At 65.5% G+C, this 16117-nt stretch carries 16 protein-coding genes; 5 read left to right on the top strand and 11 right to left on the bottom strand.

Annotated elements, in window-relative coordinates; genetic code table 11:
- Positions 1–251: 251 nt before the first annotated feature.
- The 8 genes from secF to pdxT all read right to left on the bottom strand — a co-directional run bounded on the left by secF (position 252) and on the right by pdxT (position 7591).
- Positions 252–1244, bottom strand: a complete 993-nt coding sequence (gene secF / locus ACWF5H_RS05825) for a protein translocase subunit SecF (protein WP_452035528.1) — start codon at positions 1242–1244, stop codon at positions 252–254.
- The gene (gene secD, locus ACWF5H_RS05820) at positions 1244–2971 is read right to left on the bottom strand and encodes a protein translocase subunit SecD (protein ID WP_452035527.1); all 1728 of its coding nucleotides are present in this window, start codon (positions 2969–2971) and stop codon (positions 1244–1246) included. Before secD ends, secF begins: the two co-directional genes overlap by 1 nt.
- A gap of 112 nt (positions 2972–3083) precedes the next feature.
- Positions 3084–3530, bottom strand: a complete 447-nt coding sequence (yajC, locus tag ACWF5H_RS05815; RefSeq protein WP_364647292.1) for a preprotein translocase subunit YajC — start codon at positions 3528–3530, stop codon at positions 3084–3086.
- 140 nt (positions 3531–3670) lie between these two features.
- On the bottom strand, positions 3671–4756 hold the full coding sequence (gene ruvB / locus ACWF5H_RS05810) for a Holliday junction branch migration DNA helicase RuvB (RefSeq protein WP_452035526.1): 1086 nt from the start codon (positions 4754–4756) through the stop codon (positions 3671–3673).
- Between the two features lies 1 nt (position 4757).
- On the bottom strand, positions 4758–5393 hold the full coding sequence (gene ruvA / locus ACWF5H_RS05805; protein WP_452035524.1) for a Holliday junction branch migration protein RuvA: 636 nt from the start codon (positions 5391–5393) through the stop codon (positions 4758–4760).
- A 169-nt stretch (positions 5394–5562) separates the two neighbouring features.
- On the bottom strand, positions 5563–6123 hold the full coding sequence (ruvC, locus tag ACWF5H_RS05800) for a crossover junction endodeoxyribonuclease RuvC (RefSeq protein WP_364647286.1): 561 nt from the start codon (positions 6121–6123) through the stop codon (positions 5563–5565).
- Between the two features lie 26 nt (positions 6124–6149).
- Complete coding sequence (locus ACWF5H_RS05795; protein ID WP_364647283.1) at positions 6150–6905, bottom strand: YebC/PmpR family DNA-binding transcriptional regulator; 756 nt, start codon at positions 6903–6905, stop codon at positions 6150–6152.
- Between the two features lie 2 nt (positions 6906–6907).
- Positions 6908–7591 (bottom strand): pyridoxal 5'-phosphate synthase glutaminase subunit PdxT, encoded by a 684-nt coding sequence (gene pdxT, locus ACWF5H_RS05790; RefSeq protein WP_452036047.1) that lies wholly within the window; start codon positions 7589–7591, stop codon positions 6908–6910.
- A gap of 155 nt (positions 7592–7746) precedes the next feature.
- Between pdxT and ACWF5H_RS05785 the strand changes: the two genes are divergently transcribed.
- Both ACWF5H_RS05785 and ACWF5H_RS05780 read left to right on the top strand, forming a co-directional pair.
- Positions 7747–9057 (top strand): MurT ligase domain-containing protein, encoded by a 1311-nt coding sequence (locus ACWF5H_RS05785; RefSeq protein WP_452035522.1) that lies wholly within the window; start codon positions 7747–7749, stop codon positions 9055–9057.
- The gene (locus ACWF5H_RS05780) at positions 9057–9779 is read left to right on the top strand and encodes a type 1 glutamine amidotransferase (protein WP_452035520.1); all 723 of its coding nucleotides are present in this window, start codon (positions 9057–9059) and stop codon (positions 9777–9779) included. The genes ACWF5H_RS05785 and ACWF5H_RS05780 overlap by 1 nt, the downstream gene beginning before the upstream one ends.
- Positions 9780–9841: 62 nt before the next feature.
- Here ACWF5H_RS05780 and ACWF5H_RS05775 read toward each other — a convergent pair whose 3' ends face one another.
- Together ACWF5H_RS05775 and ACWF5H_RS05770 are read right to left on the bottom strand one after the other, a co-directional pair.
- Positions 9842–11200, bottom strand: coding sequence for a CapA family protein (locus ACWF5H_RS05775; protein ID WP_452035518.1), 1359 nt, complete (start codon positions 11198–11200; stop codon positions 9842–9844).
- A 140-nt stretch (positions 11201–11340) separates the two neighbouring features.
- Positions 11341–12741, bottom strand: coding sequence for an MFS transporter (locus tag ACWF5H_RS05770; RefSeq protein WP_452035516.1), 1401 nt, complete (start codon positions 12739–12741; stop codon positions 11341–11343).
- A 189-nt stretch (positions 12742–12930) separates the two neighbouring features.
- Here ACWF5H_RS05770 and ACWF5H_RS05765 point away from each other — a divergent pair, with 189 nt between their 5' ends.
- The 3 genes from ACWF5H_RS05765 (at position 12931) to ACWF5H_RS05755 (ending at position 14372) form a co-directional block, all read left to right on the top strand.
- The gene (locus ACWF5H_RS05765; protein WP_452035514.1) at positions 12931–13380 is read left to right on the top strand and encodes a DUF7144 family membrane protein; all 450 of its coding nucleotides are present in this window, start codon (positions 12931–12933) and stop codon (positions 13378–13380) included.
- 196 nt (positions 13381–13576) lie between these two features.
- On the top strand, positions 13577–14026 hold the full coding sequence (locus ACWF5H_RS05760; RefSeq protein ID WP_452035512.1) for a DUF6325 family protein: 450 nt from the start codon (positions 13577–13579) through the stop codon (positions 14024–14026).
- 82 nt (positions 14027–14108) lie between these two features.
- On the top strand, positions 14109–14372 hold the full coding sequence (locus tag ACWF5H_RS05755) for an SHOCT domain-containing protein (RefSeq protein WP_452035511.1): 264 nt from the start codon (positions 14109–14111) through the stop codon (positions 14370–14372).
- 208 nt (positions 14373–14580) lie between these two features.
- Here the strand turns inward: ACWF5H_RS05755 and ACWF5H_RS05750 are convergent, their stop codons facing one another.
- Positions 14581–15930 (bottom strand): hypothetical protein, encoded by a 1350-nt coding sequence (locus ACWF5H_RS05750; protein ID WP_452035509.1) that lies wholly within the window; start codon positions 15928–15930, stop codon positions 14581–14583.
- Between the last annotated feature and the right edge of the window lie 187 nt (positions 15931–16117).

The following is a 16117-nucleotide window of genomic DNA, read 5'->3' as shown; positions in this document are numbered from 1 at the left end:
CTTAGCCGCAGGCACCACGGCAGAACCAGGATCCGGCTTCGCGCCGCTATCACTGGCCTGCTCTGTCGACCTGAGGTTCTCGGCCAATCCTGCCCGCCTTCCGACTTGTCCTGGCACTGCCGCTGGCGTCGATTATTCCGGCCGCCGGCCTCAGCACCAACTCAACGTTGTACCGCAACGTCCAGTCTATGCCCGCTGGTACTGCCCGGCACCCGGAGTGGGGCCAGGCGGCGACGGGCGCAGAAGCCGGGTTAGACGGTGACGGCCTCGTTGCGGCGTCGTTCTTCGACCCGCTTGGCCTGCTTGACCAGCGCCGGTTCTTTGACCCGGATCCGTGCGTACATCGGCGCTGCGATGAAGATGGTGGTGGCGGCGCCGATGATGATGCCGATGAACAGCGCCAGCGAGAGGTCCTTCAGCGTTCCGGCGCCCAGGACGAACGCGCCGATGAACAGAATGGCGGCAACCGGCAGGACGGCCACCACGGAGGTGTTGATGGACCGGACCAGGGTCTGGTTCACCGCGAGGTTGACCTCCTCGGCGAACGTCCGCCGGGTGGACGTGTCCAGGTCCTTCGTGTTCTCACGGATCTTGTCGAAGACCACCACGGTGTCGTACAGCGAGTACCCTAAGATGGTCAGGAAGCCGATAATCGCCGAGGGCGTCACCTCGAAGTCGCTGAGCGAGTAGATGCCGGCGGTCAGGACCAGCACCACCACCAGCCCGCTGAGCGCGGAGACGGACATCTTCCAGGTCCGGAAGTACAGCGCCATCATGAAGGCCGCCAGCACAACGAACACCACCAGGCCCCAGAGCGCCTGCCGGGTCACGTCTGCGCCCCAGGTGGGACCGACGTACGAGGAGGTCACTTCGTTGGCTTGCACGCCGTAGGCGCCAACCAGCTCGTCGCGCAGTTGCAGAGTCTGCTCGTCGTCCAGCCGTTCGGTCTGGATCCGCATGGTGCCGGGCGCAATGTTGGTCACCCGGGGATCGGACTCCGAGGCAACCTTGGCCACGGCAGCTTCGCCCGGTCCGGCGTCGGTGTTCTGAACGTTGGACACCGTGAACTCGGAACCGCCGCGGAAATCGATGCCCAGGTTAAAGCCGCCCTTGACGAACGGCACCACGATCGAGAGGAGAATGCCGACGATGGCGATCGTGAACCAGACCTTGTACTTGCCGACAAAGTCATAGGAGCGCTTGCCGGTGTAGAGGTCGTTACCCCACTTAGCAAAGTTGGCCATTAGTTGCTCTCCTTGTTGGCGCCGCGGCCTGCGCCGCTGGTCGCCTGCTGCTTCTCGGCCGCACGGCGTTCGGCGATGGTCTGGCGGCGGCCCGCTTCGGCAGCTGCCGCGGTGTTCTTGGCACGGACCGGTGCTGTGCGTTCGCCCGGCTGGCGCACGCGCCCTGCCCCTCGGTACAACGGCACCGCTCCCAGCAAGCGCGGATCCAGGCCGGAGAACCGATGTCCCTCGCCGAAGAACTTGGTCTTTGCCAGCAGCACCATGGTCGGGTGGGTGAACAGGAAGACCACCAAAAGGTCAGCCACCGCGGTCAGGCCCAGCGTGAAGGCGAAACCTCGCACGTTGCCAACGGCCACGAAGTACAGCACGACGGCGGCCAGCAGGTTGACTGCTTTGGAAGCCAACACCGTCTGCCGGGCACGCTTCCAGCCGTTATCCACCGCAGATACCAGGCCGCGGCCTTCGCGCAACTCATCGCGGATACGTTCGAAGTAGACGATGAACGAGTCGGCGGTCTGGCCGATGGCCACGATCAGGCCGGCCACGCCGGCCAGCGACAGCCGGTAGTTTTCCGTCCAGCCCAAAATCGCGATCGCCAGATACGTGATGAGGCCCGCCACCACCAGCGACGCTATCGTGACGAAGCCGAGCGCCCGGTATTGGAAGAGGGAATAGCCCGCGACCAGCACCAAGCCGATGACACCGGCGATCAGGCCCATTCGCAACTGGTCGGCGCCGAGCGTGGCGGAAATCTGTTGCTCGCTTTGGATTTCGAAGCTGATCGGCAGCGCGCCGTACTTCAACTGTTCGGAAAGGCCGCGTGCGGACTCTTCGGTGAAGTTGCCGGTGATCTGCGGCTTGCCGTCCGGGATGACGGCATTGGTCGTCGGCGCGGAGATGACCTTGCCGTCCAGCACAATCGCGAACTGGTTCCGGGCTCCGGAGAGCCCGAACAGCCGCTCGGTGACGGCCTTGAAGGTTTGGGTGCCTTCGCCGTTGAACTCGATGTTGACTGCCCACTGGTTCAGGGTCTGGCCCTGCTGGCCGCGGGTCTGGCCGAAGCTGGAGTCGGCGATATCGGTGCCGGGCACTTCCACCGGTCCGAGGATGTACTTCATCCCGGTGTCGGGTTCACAGGCCACCATCGGCTTGGCCGGGTCGGCAGGCTGGGTTTCGTCAGCCGCAGCGGCCGGGTCGAGGCACTCGAGCGCCTCGAATTCCTGATAGAGCTCGGGCGTGATCCAATTCGGGTCGCTGAAGTCCTCCGGCTTGCCCGTCGGCTTCGGAATATCCTTCACCGGCGTCCGCTCCGCTTCGGGAACGGCCGCTCCCGACGCAGAAGTCAGGACCGGCCGAAACTCCATGTCGGCTGACGCCTGGATCAGTTCACGGGTGCGCTGGTCCGGAATACCGGGCAGACTGACCACCACATTGCGTCCGGACTGCGTGGTGATTTCCGCTTCTGCCACGCCGGAGCCGTCAACGCGCTGGCGGATGATCTCCACGGCCTGGTTCAGTTGCTCGCCGGTGATCTCGCCCCCGGCGCCCTGGACCTTCGGGGCCAGGATCATCTGCGTGCCGCCCTCAAGGTCGAGCGCCAACTTGGGCGCCCAGCTCGCTTGGTTGGTGAAGACACCGCTGCCGAGGATGACGGTACCGGCGGCAAGCAGCACACCGAGCCAAATAAGTGTCCGCCGAGCAATGCTGGTGGAACCGGATCGTGCCATGGAAGATCTTTCTCTCATCGACTCAGGCGGCCGGCGAAACCGGCCGGTACACGGCGAAGTGGCGGGGGCATGCCCCGCCACTGCACGCCTATGCGGCTAAGCCGTCGCTGGCCTACTTGGTGTCTTTGTTCTGCTCTTCGTTGAGGCGCTTCAGGGTCTCCTCGGCGGTTTCCTCCGGCCGGTCGGCCTGCTCAGCGGTCAGCGAAGAGGCATCGTCCGGGACCTCGGGGGTCTCCGGCGTCACCACTTCGTTTACTGCCTGCGTGTGCACCGTGGCGGTGTTGCCCGGAGACAGTTCGAGGACCACCTTGTTGTTGTCGGCGTCGACGGAAACGACGGTGCCGAAGAGACCGAACTGGGTCATCACCTCGGTGCCGGGAACCATCTGTTCCTTGAGACGCTCAGTCTTTTCGCGCATCTGGGCCTGGACCTTCTTCTGCTTGCGGAACATGAAGAAGATCAGCAGCGCGAAAACAGCGAACAGGCCGATGGTCATCACATCGATGCCACCGCCGGACTGCTGCTGGGTATTGGTAGCAGCGAAGAGATTTACGAACACAGGAAATTTCCGTCCTAGAAGTCTGGGGCGGACCGGCAGGAGATTCCGGACCGTATACGCAGCCTGCCGTGTTCCTCACGGAACGGCGCACTCCGCACGTTCCTACCATTCTACGCGGTGACCGCGCTTACACGGCCACTTCAGTTATCGGCGAAATCCGTGTCCGGTTCCAGCAGTTCCGCGAGCAGGTCCCCGGTCTGTCCCGCGGCCAGATGATCCGGCACCGCCAGCCCCAGATGCCGCCAGGCGGCAGCAGTGGCGATCCGCCCGCGCGGCGTCCGGCCCAGCAACCCTTCCCGGACCAAGTACGGTTCGGCCACTGTCTCTACTGTCTCGGTCTCCTCACCGACAGCAATGGCCAGCGTGGACAGGCCGACCGGTCCGCCACCGAACTTGGTGATCAGCGCGGTCAGCACCGAACGGTCCAGCCGGTCCAGGCCGCGCTCGTCGACCTCGTACATGTCCAGCGCAGCCGCTGCCGCCCGGGAATCGATTTCGTCGATCTTGTGAACCAATGCCCAGTCCCGGACCCGGCGGAGCAGACGGTTGGCGATGCGGGGCGTGCCGCGGGAGCGGCCGGCAATCTCCGAGAACCCTGCTGAGCTCACCTTCAGGTCCAACAGCATCGCCGAGCGGCGGAGCACCAGTTCCAGCTCTTCGACCGCGTAGAACTCCAGGTGCCCGGTGAACCCGAACCGGTCGCGCAGCGGACCTGGGAGCAGCCCGGCCCGGGTGGTGGCACCGACCAGCGTGAACGGGGGCAGATCAAGCGGGATGGCTGTGGCGCCGGCGCCCTTGCCCACCACGATGTCCACCCGGAAGTCTTCCATGGCCATGTACAGCATTTCCTCCGCCGGACGCGACATCCGGTGGATCTCGTCGAGGAAGAGGATCTCCCCTTCGGTCAACGAGGACAGGATCGCCGCCAGGTCGCCGGCGTGCTGGATCGCCGGACCGGAGCTGATCCGGAGCGGCGCGTTCATCTCCGCGGCGATGATCATCGCCAGCGTGGTCTTGCCCAGCCCGGGCGGACCGGACAGCAGGACATGATCGGCCGTCCGCTCGCGGATCCGGGAGGCTTCCAGCACCAGCGACAGCTGCTGCCGGACTCTCGCCTGACCCACGAAATCATCCAGGTTCTTGGGCCGCAGCGCTGATTCGACGGCCCGCTCTTCGGCCTCCGAGGCGGTGGAGACCAACCGGCTCTCCCCGGTGTCCTCGAGCACGCTACTTCACTCCCGCAGGGCGCCGCGCCGAGCCGGTCCGGGCACCGTCCTGGCCCAGCCGCCGCAGCGTCAGCCGCAGCAGGTCGCCCACCTGGCCGGCGGCGGCTGCCTCCGGATTCTCCTCGGCGGTGGTGTCCACGGCGGCCGCGGCGTCCTTGTCCGACCAGCCCAGGCCGGAGAGCGCCTGCTGCACCTGGCCCTTCCAGCCGGCAGCCTGCTGCGGAGCCACTTCGCCGGTCGGCACCAGCTTGCCGGCCAGTTCCAGCACGATCCTGCCGGCGAGCTTCGGCCCGATGCCGGGCACCTTACTGAACGCCTTGTTGTCGCCGTCCGCGGCGGCAATCCGCAGGGCTTCGGGCGAGTGCACCGACAGCGCCGCCAGGCCCAGCCGCGGGCCAACGCCGCTGACCGAGATGAGGGTCTCGAATACTTCCCGCTGCGCGGCGTCCTCGAACCCGTACAGCGTCATGGAGTCTTCGCGCACAATCATGGTGGTGGCCAACTGGGCTTCCCGGCCGACGAACAGCGTGCCAAGGGTCTGCGGCGTCGCCTGGACGAGCATGCCGAATCCATTGACGTCGATCACGGCCGAGTTCAACCCCACCTGGGCGACGACGCCGCGCAACGAGCTAATCATGATCCAACTCCCACTTCCGGCACTGGCTGCTGTCCGGAGCCCGCTTCCCGGACCCGAGCACGGGAGGGATTGTCCGAACATATTTACGAATAGCTTACGGGGCGGCGCCGACATTACCGGCAACCGCCACGCCCCTTGGCAGCCTTCGCGCCGGGCCGCACCGGTCGACTCAGCGGCGGTTGCGCTTGGCCTTTGCTTCGGCTTCCGCCCAGAGCCTCTGGGCAGCCGTCATGCCGCCGCCCGCGGCCGGCTTCGCTGCGCCGCCGCGCCACGCGTGCGTGATCGCCAACGCCAGCGCATCGGCGGCATCGGCCGGACGCGGCGGAGTGTCCAGCCGAAGGATCCGGGTCACCATTTTCGTCACGGCCGCCTTGTCCGCTTGCCCGTTGCCGGTGACCGCGGCCTTCACCTCGGTGGGTGTGTGCAGCGCGACGGCGATCCCCCGCCGCGCTGCTGCGGTCATCACCACGCCGGACGCCTGCGCCGTACCCATCACCGTGCTGACATTGGTCTGGCTGAAGACGCGTTCGACGGCGAGCACGTCAGGGGCGTGGGCATCAAGCCATTCGTCGATGGTCTCGGCAATCTTCAGCAGCCGCAGTTCCAGCGGCATGTCCGGAGTGGTCCCGACGACGCCTACTTCCACCAGGGTGGAGCGGCGGTTCGGCTCGACGTCGACCACGCCCAGGCCGCACCGGGTCAGGCCGGGGTCCACGCCCAGTACGCGCAAGGCGGTCGCCGACGCTCTGCCCGGGATCAGTCGTTCTCGAGTTCGGCGAGAACGTCCTGGCTGATGTCGGCGTTGGAGTAGACGTTCTGCACGTCGTCGAGGTCCTCCAGGGCGTCGACCAGCTTCAGGAACTTCCGCGCAGCATCGGCGTCGAGCTCCACGGCCATTGAGGAGACGAACTCGATTTCATCCGTTTCATACTCGATGCCGGCTTCTTCCAGGCCTGCCACCACGGCGCGCAGGTCAGTCGGGTCGGAGTGGACCTCGAAGTTCTCGCCTTGTTCCTTGACTTCCTCGGCGCCGGCGTCCAGCACGGCCATCAGCAGGTCGTCCTCGGTGAGCTCGTTCTTGGGCAAGGACACCACACCCTTGCGGGCGAACATGTAGGAGACCGATCCGGGGTCGGCCACGGTGCCGCCGTTACGGGTGATAGCCAGGCGCACCTCGGAGGCGGCGCGGTTCTTGTTGTCGGTCAAGCACTCGATCAGCACGGCGGAGCCCTGCGGTCCGCGGGCTTCGTAGATGATTTCGGTGTAGTCGATGGTTTCGCCGGTGAGGCCGGCGCCGCGCTTGATGGCGCGGTCGATGTTGTCGTTGGGCACCGAAGTCTTCTTGGCCTTCTGGACGGCCAGTTCCAGCCCGGGGTTTCCGGACATATCGGCGCCGCCGGCGCGTGCCGCTACCTCGATGTTCTTGATCAGCTTCGCGAACGACTTGGCGCGCCGAGCGTCGATCACGGCCTTCTTGTGCTTGGTGGTCGCCCACTTAGAGTGTCCGGACATGCTTAGGCCTCTCCTCTGACGATGCGGATGAATAGTTCGTGGATGCGGCGCTCCCCCGTCACCTCCGGGTGGAAAGAAGTCGCCAGCAAATGCCGCGAACGCACTGCCACAATTCTAGCTGTCCCGTGCAAAGTTCCCGTGTGGGACGCTTCCGAGGGTTCCACCGTGGCCAGGACCTCCACACCGTCGCCCACCCGTTCCACCCAGGGCGCACGGATGAAAACGGCGTGCACAGGCGCCGGATCCTGGTCCGGGGACGGTGCGCTGAACTCCAGCCCGCGGAAGTCCAGATCCGTTTCAAACGACTCACGCTGCCGGCCGAAGGCGTTCCGCCGCACGGTAATGTCGAGGCCGCCGAGGGTCTGCTGGGGCTCGCCCTTGAGGTCGGTGGCGGGATCCGCGATCTCCTGGGCCAGCATGATCATGCCCGCGCAGGAGCCGTAGACGGGCATCCCCGCCTCGATCCGCTTCTTCAGCGGATCGGCCAACTCGAAAATCCGGGTGAGCTTGTCGATCGTTGTGGATTCCCCGCCGGGTATGACCAGCCCGTCCACGGCATCCAGTTCGCCCGGCCGGCGCACCGGCATCGCTGCGGCGCCGCTGTGTTCCAGGGCGGATATGTGTTCGCGGACATCGCCCTGCAGGGCGAGCACACCAATCGTGACCACGGTGAAGGTTCCTCGGATTCGGTATCGGGCCGCGCGCGTGGCGGCCGTACGGAAAAACAGTAATACCAACCGGTCCTGCGGTGTTAAACCGCGCCGGCCGCTGCTGTGCGGCACGCCACAACCCACCGCGGACGACGGCGGGGTGGTGCCGTCGGCTTGTATAGTCTCTACTCATGCGACACCTCCTTGCGACCGTTGCCGGAAAGGCCGTGAAGGCGGTAGCCAGGCTCCGCGGCGGCGGCTCCGCGCTGCCCGGCCTGGTGGCCGAGAAAATCGATCCGCGGTTCCTGCCCCGCACCCTCGGCAAGCTGCCGCGCGGCGTCGTCGTGATCAGCGGGACGAACGGCAAGACCACCACCACCAAAATGGTGGTGGAACTGCTGCAGGGCCAGGGCCTGAAGGTGTTCACCAACCGCACCGGCAGCAACTTCACCCGCGGAGTAGTGGCTTCGGTATTGGGCGATTCGGACGCCCGCGGCCGGCTCGACGCGGACATCGCGGTGCTGGAACTGGACGAAGCCCACGCCGTGCACTTCGTCAAACTAGTTCGGCCGCGCTACAGCCTGCTGCTCAACGTCATGCGGGACCAGCTGGACCGTTTTGGCGAGATTGAGACAACGGCGGGTTTCCTCCGCCAGATCGCCGCAGCCACCACCGACGCCGTGGTGCTCAACCGCGAAGATCCACGCATTCTGGCCTTGGCCACCGCCGTGGCCGCGCCCCGGGTCGAGTACTTCGGCCTGGCCCCGCAACTGCGCCACATGTTCCCGCACGACGACGAGATGCGGAACGCCGTAGCCGCCGTCGTTCCCGGGTCCGAGGCCGCCGCAACCGGTGGAGTCCAGCCCGAGGGGCCACGCGCCGACGTCGTGCTGTCCGCTTGCGAAGGTTCCGCCGCCACCTTCCAGGTGGACGGACGCGGGATCGAGGTGGAACTGAAACTGACCGGCGTCTACAACGTGTTCAACGCCGCCGCGGCGCTGGTGCTGGCGCGCACCGTGCTCGGTCCCGCCGTGGACGAACCGGCGCTGCTGGCGTCGCTGGCGAACGTCACGCCGGCATTCGGGCGCGGAGAGTCACTCACCGTCAACGGCCAGCCGCTGGATCTGGTCCTGGTGAAGAACCCGGCTGGCTTCCGGCTCGCGCTGAAGTCGTTCCCGGCTGCGGGCACCCGGACCATGATTGCGATCAACGACAACTACGCCGACGGCCGGGACATGTCCTGGCTCTGGGACGTGGACTTCGATTCGCTGCGCGAGACCGGCGTGGCCGAGGTCAGCGGTGTCCGGGCCCAGGACATGGGACTGCGCCTCTTCTACGAGGACGTTCCCGTGGGACGCGTTGACACGGACCTGAATGCATCGCTGCACCGGTTCATCGCCGACGATCCCGATACGCCCAAGCGCATCTACTGCACCTACACCGCCATGCTGGCGCTGCGGCGCGAGCTGGGCAAACTGACCGAAGTGGAAGTGGTCTCCTGATGGACGCACCCGTGATCGACCTGCTCCAGCTGTACCCGCGGGACATGAACATTTACGGCGACTGGGGCAACATCCTGGTCCTGCGAAAGCGGCTGGCGCTGCGCGGTTATGACGTGCGGCTGCATGAGTACAACCCCGGAGACCCGTTTCCCGAGCAGGTTGACCTGCTGGTGGGCGGCGGCGGCCAGGACTCGGGCCAGAACAAGATCCAGTCAGATCTGCTGGCCCAGGGCGGCAGGCTCCGCGAACTGGCCGACGACGGCCTGCCCATGCTGGCAGTGTGCGGCCTCTACCAACTGTTCGGCCACCGGTTCACCACCCACACCGGCGAGGTGATCACCGGCATCGGGCTGCTGGATGCCGAAACCGTTGGCGGACCCACCCGGCTGATCGGCAACACGGTGCTCGAAAGCGACGAGTTCGGCACCATCATCGGCTACGAGAACCACAGCGGCCTGACCACACTGGGTGCCGAGGTCCAGCCGTTCGGCCGGGTGACCAAGGGCGACGGAAACAACGGCACGGACGGAACCGAGGGCGCCCGCTACCACAACGTCATTGCCACCTACCTGCACGGATCTCTGCTGCCCAAGAACCCGGCCGTGGCCGACTACCTGATCCGGCACGCGGCAGAACGGCGTTACGGCAGCTTCAACGATGTGCAGCTGGACATTCCACATGAGGCAGAGGCCCGGACCGAGGCGGCGGCGCGGCCTCGCTAAGGCTCATGGCCGGGATCTTTGCACCCAGTCGATAACGGGACGCTCGGCCTGCGTTCAAGTCCTCACTCGTCGCCCAGCAGCCATTCACGGGCGACGTCGCCGGCGGCACCCATCGACTCGACGGTCACCTTGGTCCGGTCCCGGCTGTCCGCATCCGCCGCTTCGGAGACGCACCACTCCCCCGACTCTGCAGCCGCCTCCAAGGCATCGGCCGAGACCGGGCACCAGCGATGCTCTGGACCGGCGAACGTGGCCGGCAGCCAGTCAAGCCGCGCTACCTCCCAGGATCCGCCGTCGTCATGCTGCGCAAATTGCGCGCGAACCATCAGCCCCTCGGTGTTGAGGATGTTGGGCGTTGCGTGGGCTGCGATGGTGTTGCCCAGCCCGTAGACAATCCAGCTGCCGTTGTAGCGTTCCATCGGCTGAACCGAGTGGCTGTGGTGTCCGTAAATCAGCGAGAATTCGCCGCTGTCGGCCAAAGCATGGGCCATCTGCTGCTGTTGCGGGTTGGCGTAGTCCGTGTATTCGTCCCCGGCATGGATGGCGCCCAGCACGATCTCCGCGCCGTCCGCCCGGGCCTGTTTGGCCTTGGCGATCATCACCTGCGGATCCAGCATGTCCACCTGCCACGGTGCGTCCGGCACCAATCCGTTCAGCGAGAACGCGCCGGTAATGACGGCTACACGCGCGGCCGGAGTGTCCAGGATCAGCACGTCGCCGGACTCGGCTTCGCTGCGATAGGACCCGGTGTGTGCCAGGCCGCGGGCGTCGAGCGAGGCCAGGGTCCGTTCCAGGCCGGCGCTGCCGTAGTCGAACGTGTGGTTGCTCGCGGTGGTGCAGGCGTCGTAGCCCACTGCGGTCGCGGCATCGAGGATCTGCGGCGGTGCATTGAACGCCGGATAGCCGGAATACGGGCCGCCTTCTTCCGCCAGCGGCGTTTCCAACTGGCAGATCGCAAGGTCGGCGGTGTCCAGGTATCGCTGCTGGGCGGCCAGAATGGGTTCGAAGTCCAGGCCCCGCTTGCCCGTCCGCCGGGCATCTGCGGCCGCCTGCTCCCAGAGCGCTTCATGCAGCAGCAGATCCCCGGTCATCGCGACGGTGGCGCAGCGCTTTCCGGGACAGTCCGGACCCGCGCCGGCCGTCACCTCCGGGACGGGGCCCGTGGTGGAGGACGACGGCGGTGCCTCCCCCGCGGCGCCGCTCCCCACTGCGCCGCTCAACGCGTCCGGCCCGGCCGGCTCGGCTGCGGATTCGGTTCCCGCCGGACGGCCGTGATCCGAGTCTGCGCCGCTCGGCCCGCCGGTACAGCCGGCCATGAGCAGGGCCGCGACCATCAGGGCAGCGAGCTTCTTGGCCAGCGGGATCGTGGCCCGTACCCATCCCTGGTCCGGGCCGCGCCCCCGTGCCTCCCCTCCGATCATGCCGCCAGTGTAATCCGGCCCTTGTCCTCGAACACGGCGGCACGGCCGGACTGGCGCTGACCTGCCGGGTTACGTGATTCCCTGCCGAACGGGCGAAGACCTTCCGAGATGCGCGGCACTTCACTACATGGAGATCGGGGTCAGCCCGCCGGTTCTTCGACCGGCGCCGGAATCTTGCGGGGAATGAACAACGCCGCGACGAGGCCAATGACGCCCACAACCACCAGAACAATCGTCGAAAGCGCATAGTTCGCGCCGGGAGTGGACGCGATGCCGGCTACGAGTATGGTGCCCGCGATCGCCGTCCCGAGAGAGGAGCCGAGGTTGGAGACGCTGCGGGACAGTCCAGAGATCTCGCCCTGCTTTGACTCCGGAAAACTCGACTGCACCACGTTCACCGAGGGGGTGAGCATCAGGCCGACGCCCAGGCCCGTGAGCAGCAATCCGGGCGCAAATGCCCAGGCGACCTGCGTGCCCTGCACGATCCATAGTCCAAGCAACATGCCGGCGCCCGTGAGTGCGAATCCGGTGACGATAAGTGTCCGCTGGGCGAACTTCTTCGACAGCGGTCCGGCCGCCAACGACGACGCCAACAGGCCGATCGTTGCGGCGGTGAAAATCACGCCCGTCTCGATGGCGTTGTAGCCCCGTACCACCTGCAGGAAACTGGCGACCACAAAGGAGAATCCCAGCAGCATCAGCCACTGCGCGTTCTGCGTGATCAGCCCAAGGTTCGACGTCCGGTTGCGGAAAAGGCTGAGCGACAGCAGTGGTTCCTTTCCAGAGCGCTCCTTTGCCCGCACCGACACGAAGAATCCCACCAGCACCAGCACGCCGGCACCGAGCAGGGTGAGCATCAGCAAGAGGCTGTTGTCTGCGGCCAGGATCCCCATGACGATCAGGATGAGGCCTCCGGCAGAGAGGACCGCACCCCGCACGTCGAACTCACGGGTCGGATCCGGCGGAAGCGGATCCTCGATGCTCCGGCTGAGCAGCACGATCACCACAATGATGAGGGCCTGGAAGACAAACGCGGCGCGCCAACTGATGGCGGACGTGATCAGGCCACCGATCAAAGGACCGGCCGCAGATCCGATGCCGCCCATAGCACTGATAGCGCCGAATGCCTTGGCACGGGAGCCCAGATCGTGGAACAGCATGGTGGTCAGGATGTAGACCGGCGGGATCAGGAGCGCGGTGCCGATGCCCTCAAGGATGGAGTTGCCCAAGATCAGCACGGGGAGTCCCGGCGCGATCGCACTGATCAGTGCGCCGACGCCATACACCATGAGCCCGAGCAGGAACAGCCGCTTGCGGCCGTAGCGGTCGGTGAGTTTGCCACCGGGAATCATTAACGCGGCCATGACCAGCAGGAAGATAGTGATCGCGACTTGGATGCCCTGCACAGTGGTGTCAAGGTCCTCGCTCATGTCGTTGATCATCACGTTCATGTTCGAGCCAGCGAAGCTGCAGATGAATTGCGCGAGTGCAAGGGGGAGCAACACTCCCCGCGTCCGGGTTCGAGCAGTCGGCTCAGTCATGTCCATGTCCCGTCATCGCCTGAAAAATTCGGCCGCTAGGCCCCAAAATACGGCGCATGGGTGCCATCAGGATCACCCAGAAAGGATGAGGAAACTCAGCCGGGGCCGGTGAAGACTTGCTGAGGGTGGGCCGGGTGTCCGGTGACATAACCGAGTCGCCACCGGTGCACCGCTTGAGGGAGGACCACCATGGCAAGCGATACAGCTGGGCGGACCACCGGTCCGGGGCGATCCGTCGACCCGGATTACAACGTTGGGGCCGCGGGGACGATCCTCTTCGCAGGGATCATCATGATCGTGGCTGGGGCCTTTCACATAGTCCAGGCACTCGTGGCGCTGTTCAACGATCAGTTCTACGTGGCCGGTGAGGAGTACATTTACAGGTTCGACCTGACTTCGTGGGGCTGGATCCACCTGCTCGGCGGAGTGCTTTTGGTGCTCGGTGGGATTTTCTTGTTCCGGGGTGCCATGTGGGCTCGGATTCTGGCGGTAGTGCTGGCAGCGCTCAGCGCGATCCTGAATTTCATGTGGCTCCCGTATTACCCGTTGTGGGGCGCCATTATCATCGTCCTCGACGTGGTCATCATCTGGGCGGTCATGGCTCATCCCCGCGACCTGCGTTACGCCACCCAGTCCTGAAGCCGCTGGTTCGGTATCGAGGCGTGGGTGGGTTCGTTGGACGACGCCCAACTATCGAAGGAGTCCAGGGGTCGGCAGAGGGCCTCCTCGACCGCCGGGGGCCAGGATCATTCGGCCGGGGTGATGCCCCGGCCGTGCAGGGAAAACTACTCTGGCCAGGTCTTGGTTGGCCAATCAGATTGCAAGGGTGATGTTCGTGGCAACAAGAGAAGTGCACGGCCCCATCGACTTCGTGTTGATCGAGTTTCCAGTGGACAAGACGGGCAGCGGCGCCACCGTTGCGGCCCTGATGGACCTGATTAATCGGAAGGTGGTCTGGGTCTACGACCTCATGATCATTAGGAAAGACGCGGACGGTTCCAGCTCGGGCGTCGAGCTGACAGAAGACGTTACCGAGGGCTTGGAAGGATTCGCGTCCCTTGCCTCGGTCCGCTCGGGTCTCCTGGGCGACGATGAGATCGCCGAAGCAGCTTCGGCGATGGAACCTGGTACCGTCGCGGCGCTCATCGTCTACGAGAATCTGTGGGCGATTCCTTTTATTACCGCAGCACGCGACGCCGGCGGAGACGTCGTCGCGAGTGCGCGCATTCCGGCTGAGGATGTCATGGCCGCGTTGGACTCGTTGGAATCCGATTCGACGGTCTGAGGAGGACGCAGATATGGGACTGTTACGAGGAGTGGCACGCACGGCAGTAGTCGCCGGTACAGCTACGGCTGTGAGCGGTCGAGTGCAGCGCCGCCAGCAGTCGCGCTGGGACGCTCAGGAACAGCAGCAGTATGAGCACCAGCAATATGAGCAACAGCAACAACAGCAGTACGCGCAGCCACAACAGGCGTACGTGCAGCCACAGTATGAGACAGCCTCCGCGCAAGCAGCGGCGCCGGCCGCCGATCCATTGGAGCGGCTCAAGACTTTGGGCGATCTCAAAGCGCAGGGACTGCTGTCCGAGGCGGAATTCGAGGCTCAGAAGGCTAAAATCCTGGCCGGCTGAAACGAGCGGGCTGACCCGCTCGTCGCCCAAAACCGTGCCCTGCCGACCCTGGTCGGCAGGGCACGACGACGTGTGGCGCCGGTCGGCGGGGCATTGATGTGCGGCTCCGTCGGCAGAGCACGACGACGTGGGTCGCCAGTTCTGTTGAGGTCCCCAAAGCCTCGGGCCGGCTAGGCTCGGCCGATCATCAGCGGGCCGATGGGAATGGTCAGGGGTTCGGCGGAACCGGTACTTCGTCGGAGGCCTCGGGAGAGGCCATCGACCCCGCTGGCGGAGTCCCGATGAACTCGATGATCGCGATCACGACCACCACGATGATCGCTATCGTGATGACCACGCCGATCGTGGGCTCTGACCAGAAGACGAGCACCAGGCCGCCGACGATGACCGTGGCGATCCAGAGCAGCCGCTTGTACCGGTAAATCCAGTTACCCACCCCGCCGGTGCGCATGCCCGCCGACTCCGCCGATCCGCGCAGGCGGGCGATCCCCCGAGACGCTGAGGCACGCGCCCGCACGGCGGAGGCGGAGGTGCCGGTGAAGTACGCGGCTATGGCCACCACCAACGCAATCACCGCAGTGAGGCGCAGTGAGTCACGCAGGAAGCGCACCAGGGTGTCGTAGACCAGCCCCGCCGAATCCCGCGACAGCACCACGCCCGGCAGCGCCTGAAGGTAAGCGATGCGGGCCACCGCCAGGGCAATCCCCAGTGCAAGCATCGCCGCCACAACGCCGAGCGCACCCCACATCACGGCCCGGGCGCGGTGACGCGCGGCCAACACTCCCGCGACGAACAGGATGCCGAAGATGATCGGCAGCCAGATGCTGAGTGCGTTCAATACTCGGTAAGCGCTCTGTGCTTGGGTGACGGCGTCCGACTGCACCAGCTCGTAGGAGGTATTCACGTTGGGGATGTTCTGCGCCAGGCCGAACCCTTCGGCCACGAGCCGCTCCTTCACCTGCGCGATGATCGGCCCGAGATTGACCGAGATCGTGTCGTTCTGGGCGCTGATGGCTCCGCCCTGGTTGCCTTCCAGCAACTTCACCAGGTTCTGGTGAGCGATTTCATTTGAGCGGTCCCAGACGGTATCGAATTGCGGGCTGCTGATCGTTTGCTGAACACGACTGTGTACGAAATTTTCGATCCCGGAGATCATTGGCTGTTGTAGGGCTGTCAGCGCTGCTTGGGCTCGCGGAGGCAGCCCGAGGTTTGACACCGCGTTGAACGCTTCGTCGGTGACGGCCTTCAGATCCACGTGGGTGAAGATGACCTCGGTGACGGCGTCGGTCAGGTCCGCCTGCACAGACGGGTCGTTGATCAGCGGACTAACGGTTTCAACATATCTGTCGGTGTCGGACACCACGCTGCCCGCCCATACCCCCACCACCGAGATCGGAGCGAGCACACATGCCAGCGTGAGCAGCACCGCCGAGCCGATTGATCTCCAACGATGCCGTTCCTCGGCAGGGACGTGCGCGCCACCCGGCGCACGGACACGTTCGGCCTCAAGCTCGGCCACCCGGGCCCGCAGCCGTCGTAGCTCCTCGGCATCGGTCATTCCTGGATCCGTCATCGCTGGCTCCGTTCAGGCGCGCTGTCGTCAGGCGGGCACTATCGCCTCAGGATTCATCCGTGACTTCAGTCTCCCGCCGGGACACCTGCGTGCTCATCATCTGGCAAGGATGAAATAGTGAACCAAATTCGCTCCGAAAAGCTTTTGCCGCGCCCCCCGGGTGGTCCCTGCG

Source organism: Arthrobacter sp. NPDC055138, from assembly GCF_053607305.1.
This window is presented reverse-complemented; position numbering and strand designations above follow the sequence as displayed.

Coding starts and splice junctions, on each gene's coding strand:
- secF (WP_452035528.1), bottom strand. CDS start 1,244: ATGGCCAACTTTGCTAAGTGGGGTAACGACCTCTACACCGGCAAGCGC.
- secD (WP_452035527.1), bottom strand. CDS start 2,971: ATGGCACGATCCGGTTCCACCAGCATTGCTCGGCGGACACTTATTTGG.
- ruvA (WP_452035524.1), bottom strand. CDS start 5,393: ATGATTAGCTCGTTGCGCGGCGTCGTCGCCCAGGTGGGGTTGAACTCG.
- ACWF5H_RS05795 (WP_364647283.1), bottom strand. CDS start 6,905: ATGTCCGGACACTCTAAGTGGGCGACCACCAAGCACAAGAAGGCCGTG.
- ACWF5H_RS05785 (WP_452035522.1), top strand. CDS start 7,747: ATGCGACACCTCCTTGCGACCGTTGCCGGAAAGGCCGTGAAGGCGGTA.
- ACWF5H_RS05780 (WP_452035520.1), top strand. CDS start 9,057: ATGGACGCACCCGTGATCGACCTGCTCCAGCTGTACCCGCGGGACATG.
- ACWF5H_RS05775 (WP_452035518.1), bottom strand. CDS start 11,200: ATGATCGGAGGGGAGGCACGGGGGCGCGGCCCGGACCAGGGATGGGTA.
- ACWF5H_RS05770 (WP_452035516.1), bottom strand. CDS start 12,741: ATGACTGAGCCGACTGCTCGAACCCGGACGCGGGGAGTGTTGCTCCCC.
- ACWF5H_RS05765 (WP_452035514.1), top strand. CDS start 12,931: ATGGCAAGCGATACAGCTGGGCGGACCACCGGTCCGGGGCGATCCGTC.
- ACWF5H_RS05750 (WP_452035509.1), bottom strand. CDS start 15,930: ATGACCGATGCCGAGGAGCTACGACGGCTGCGGGCCCGGGTGGCCGAG.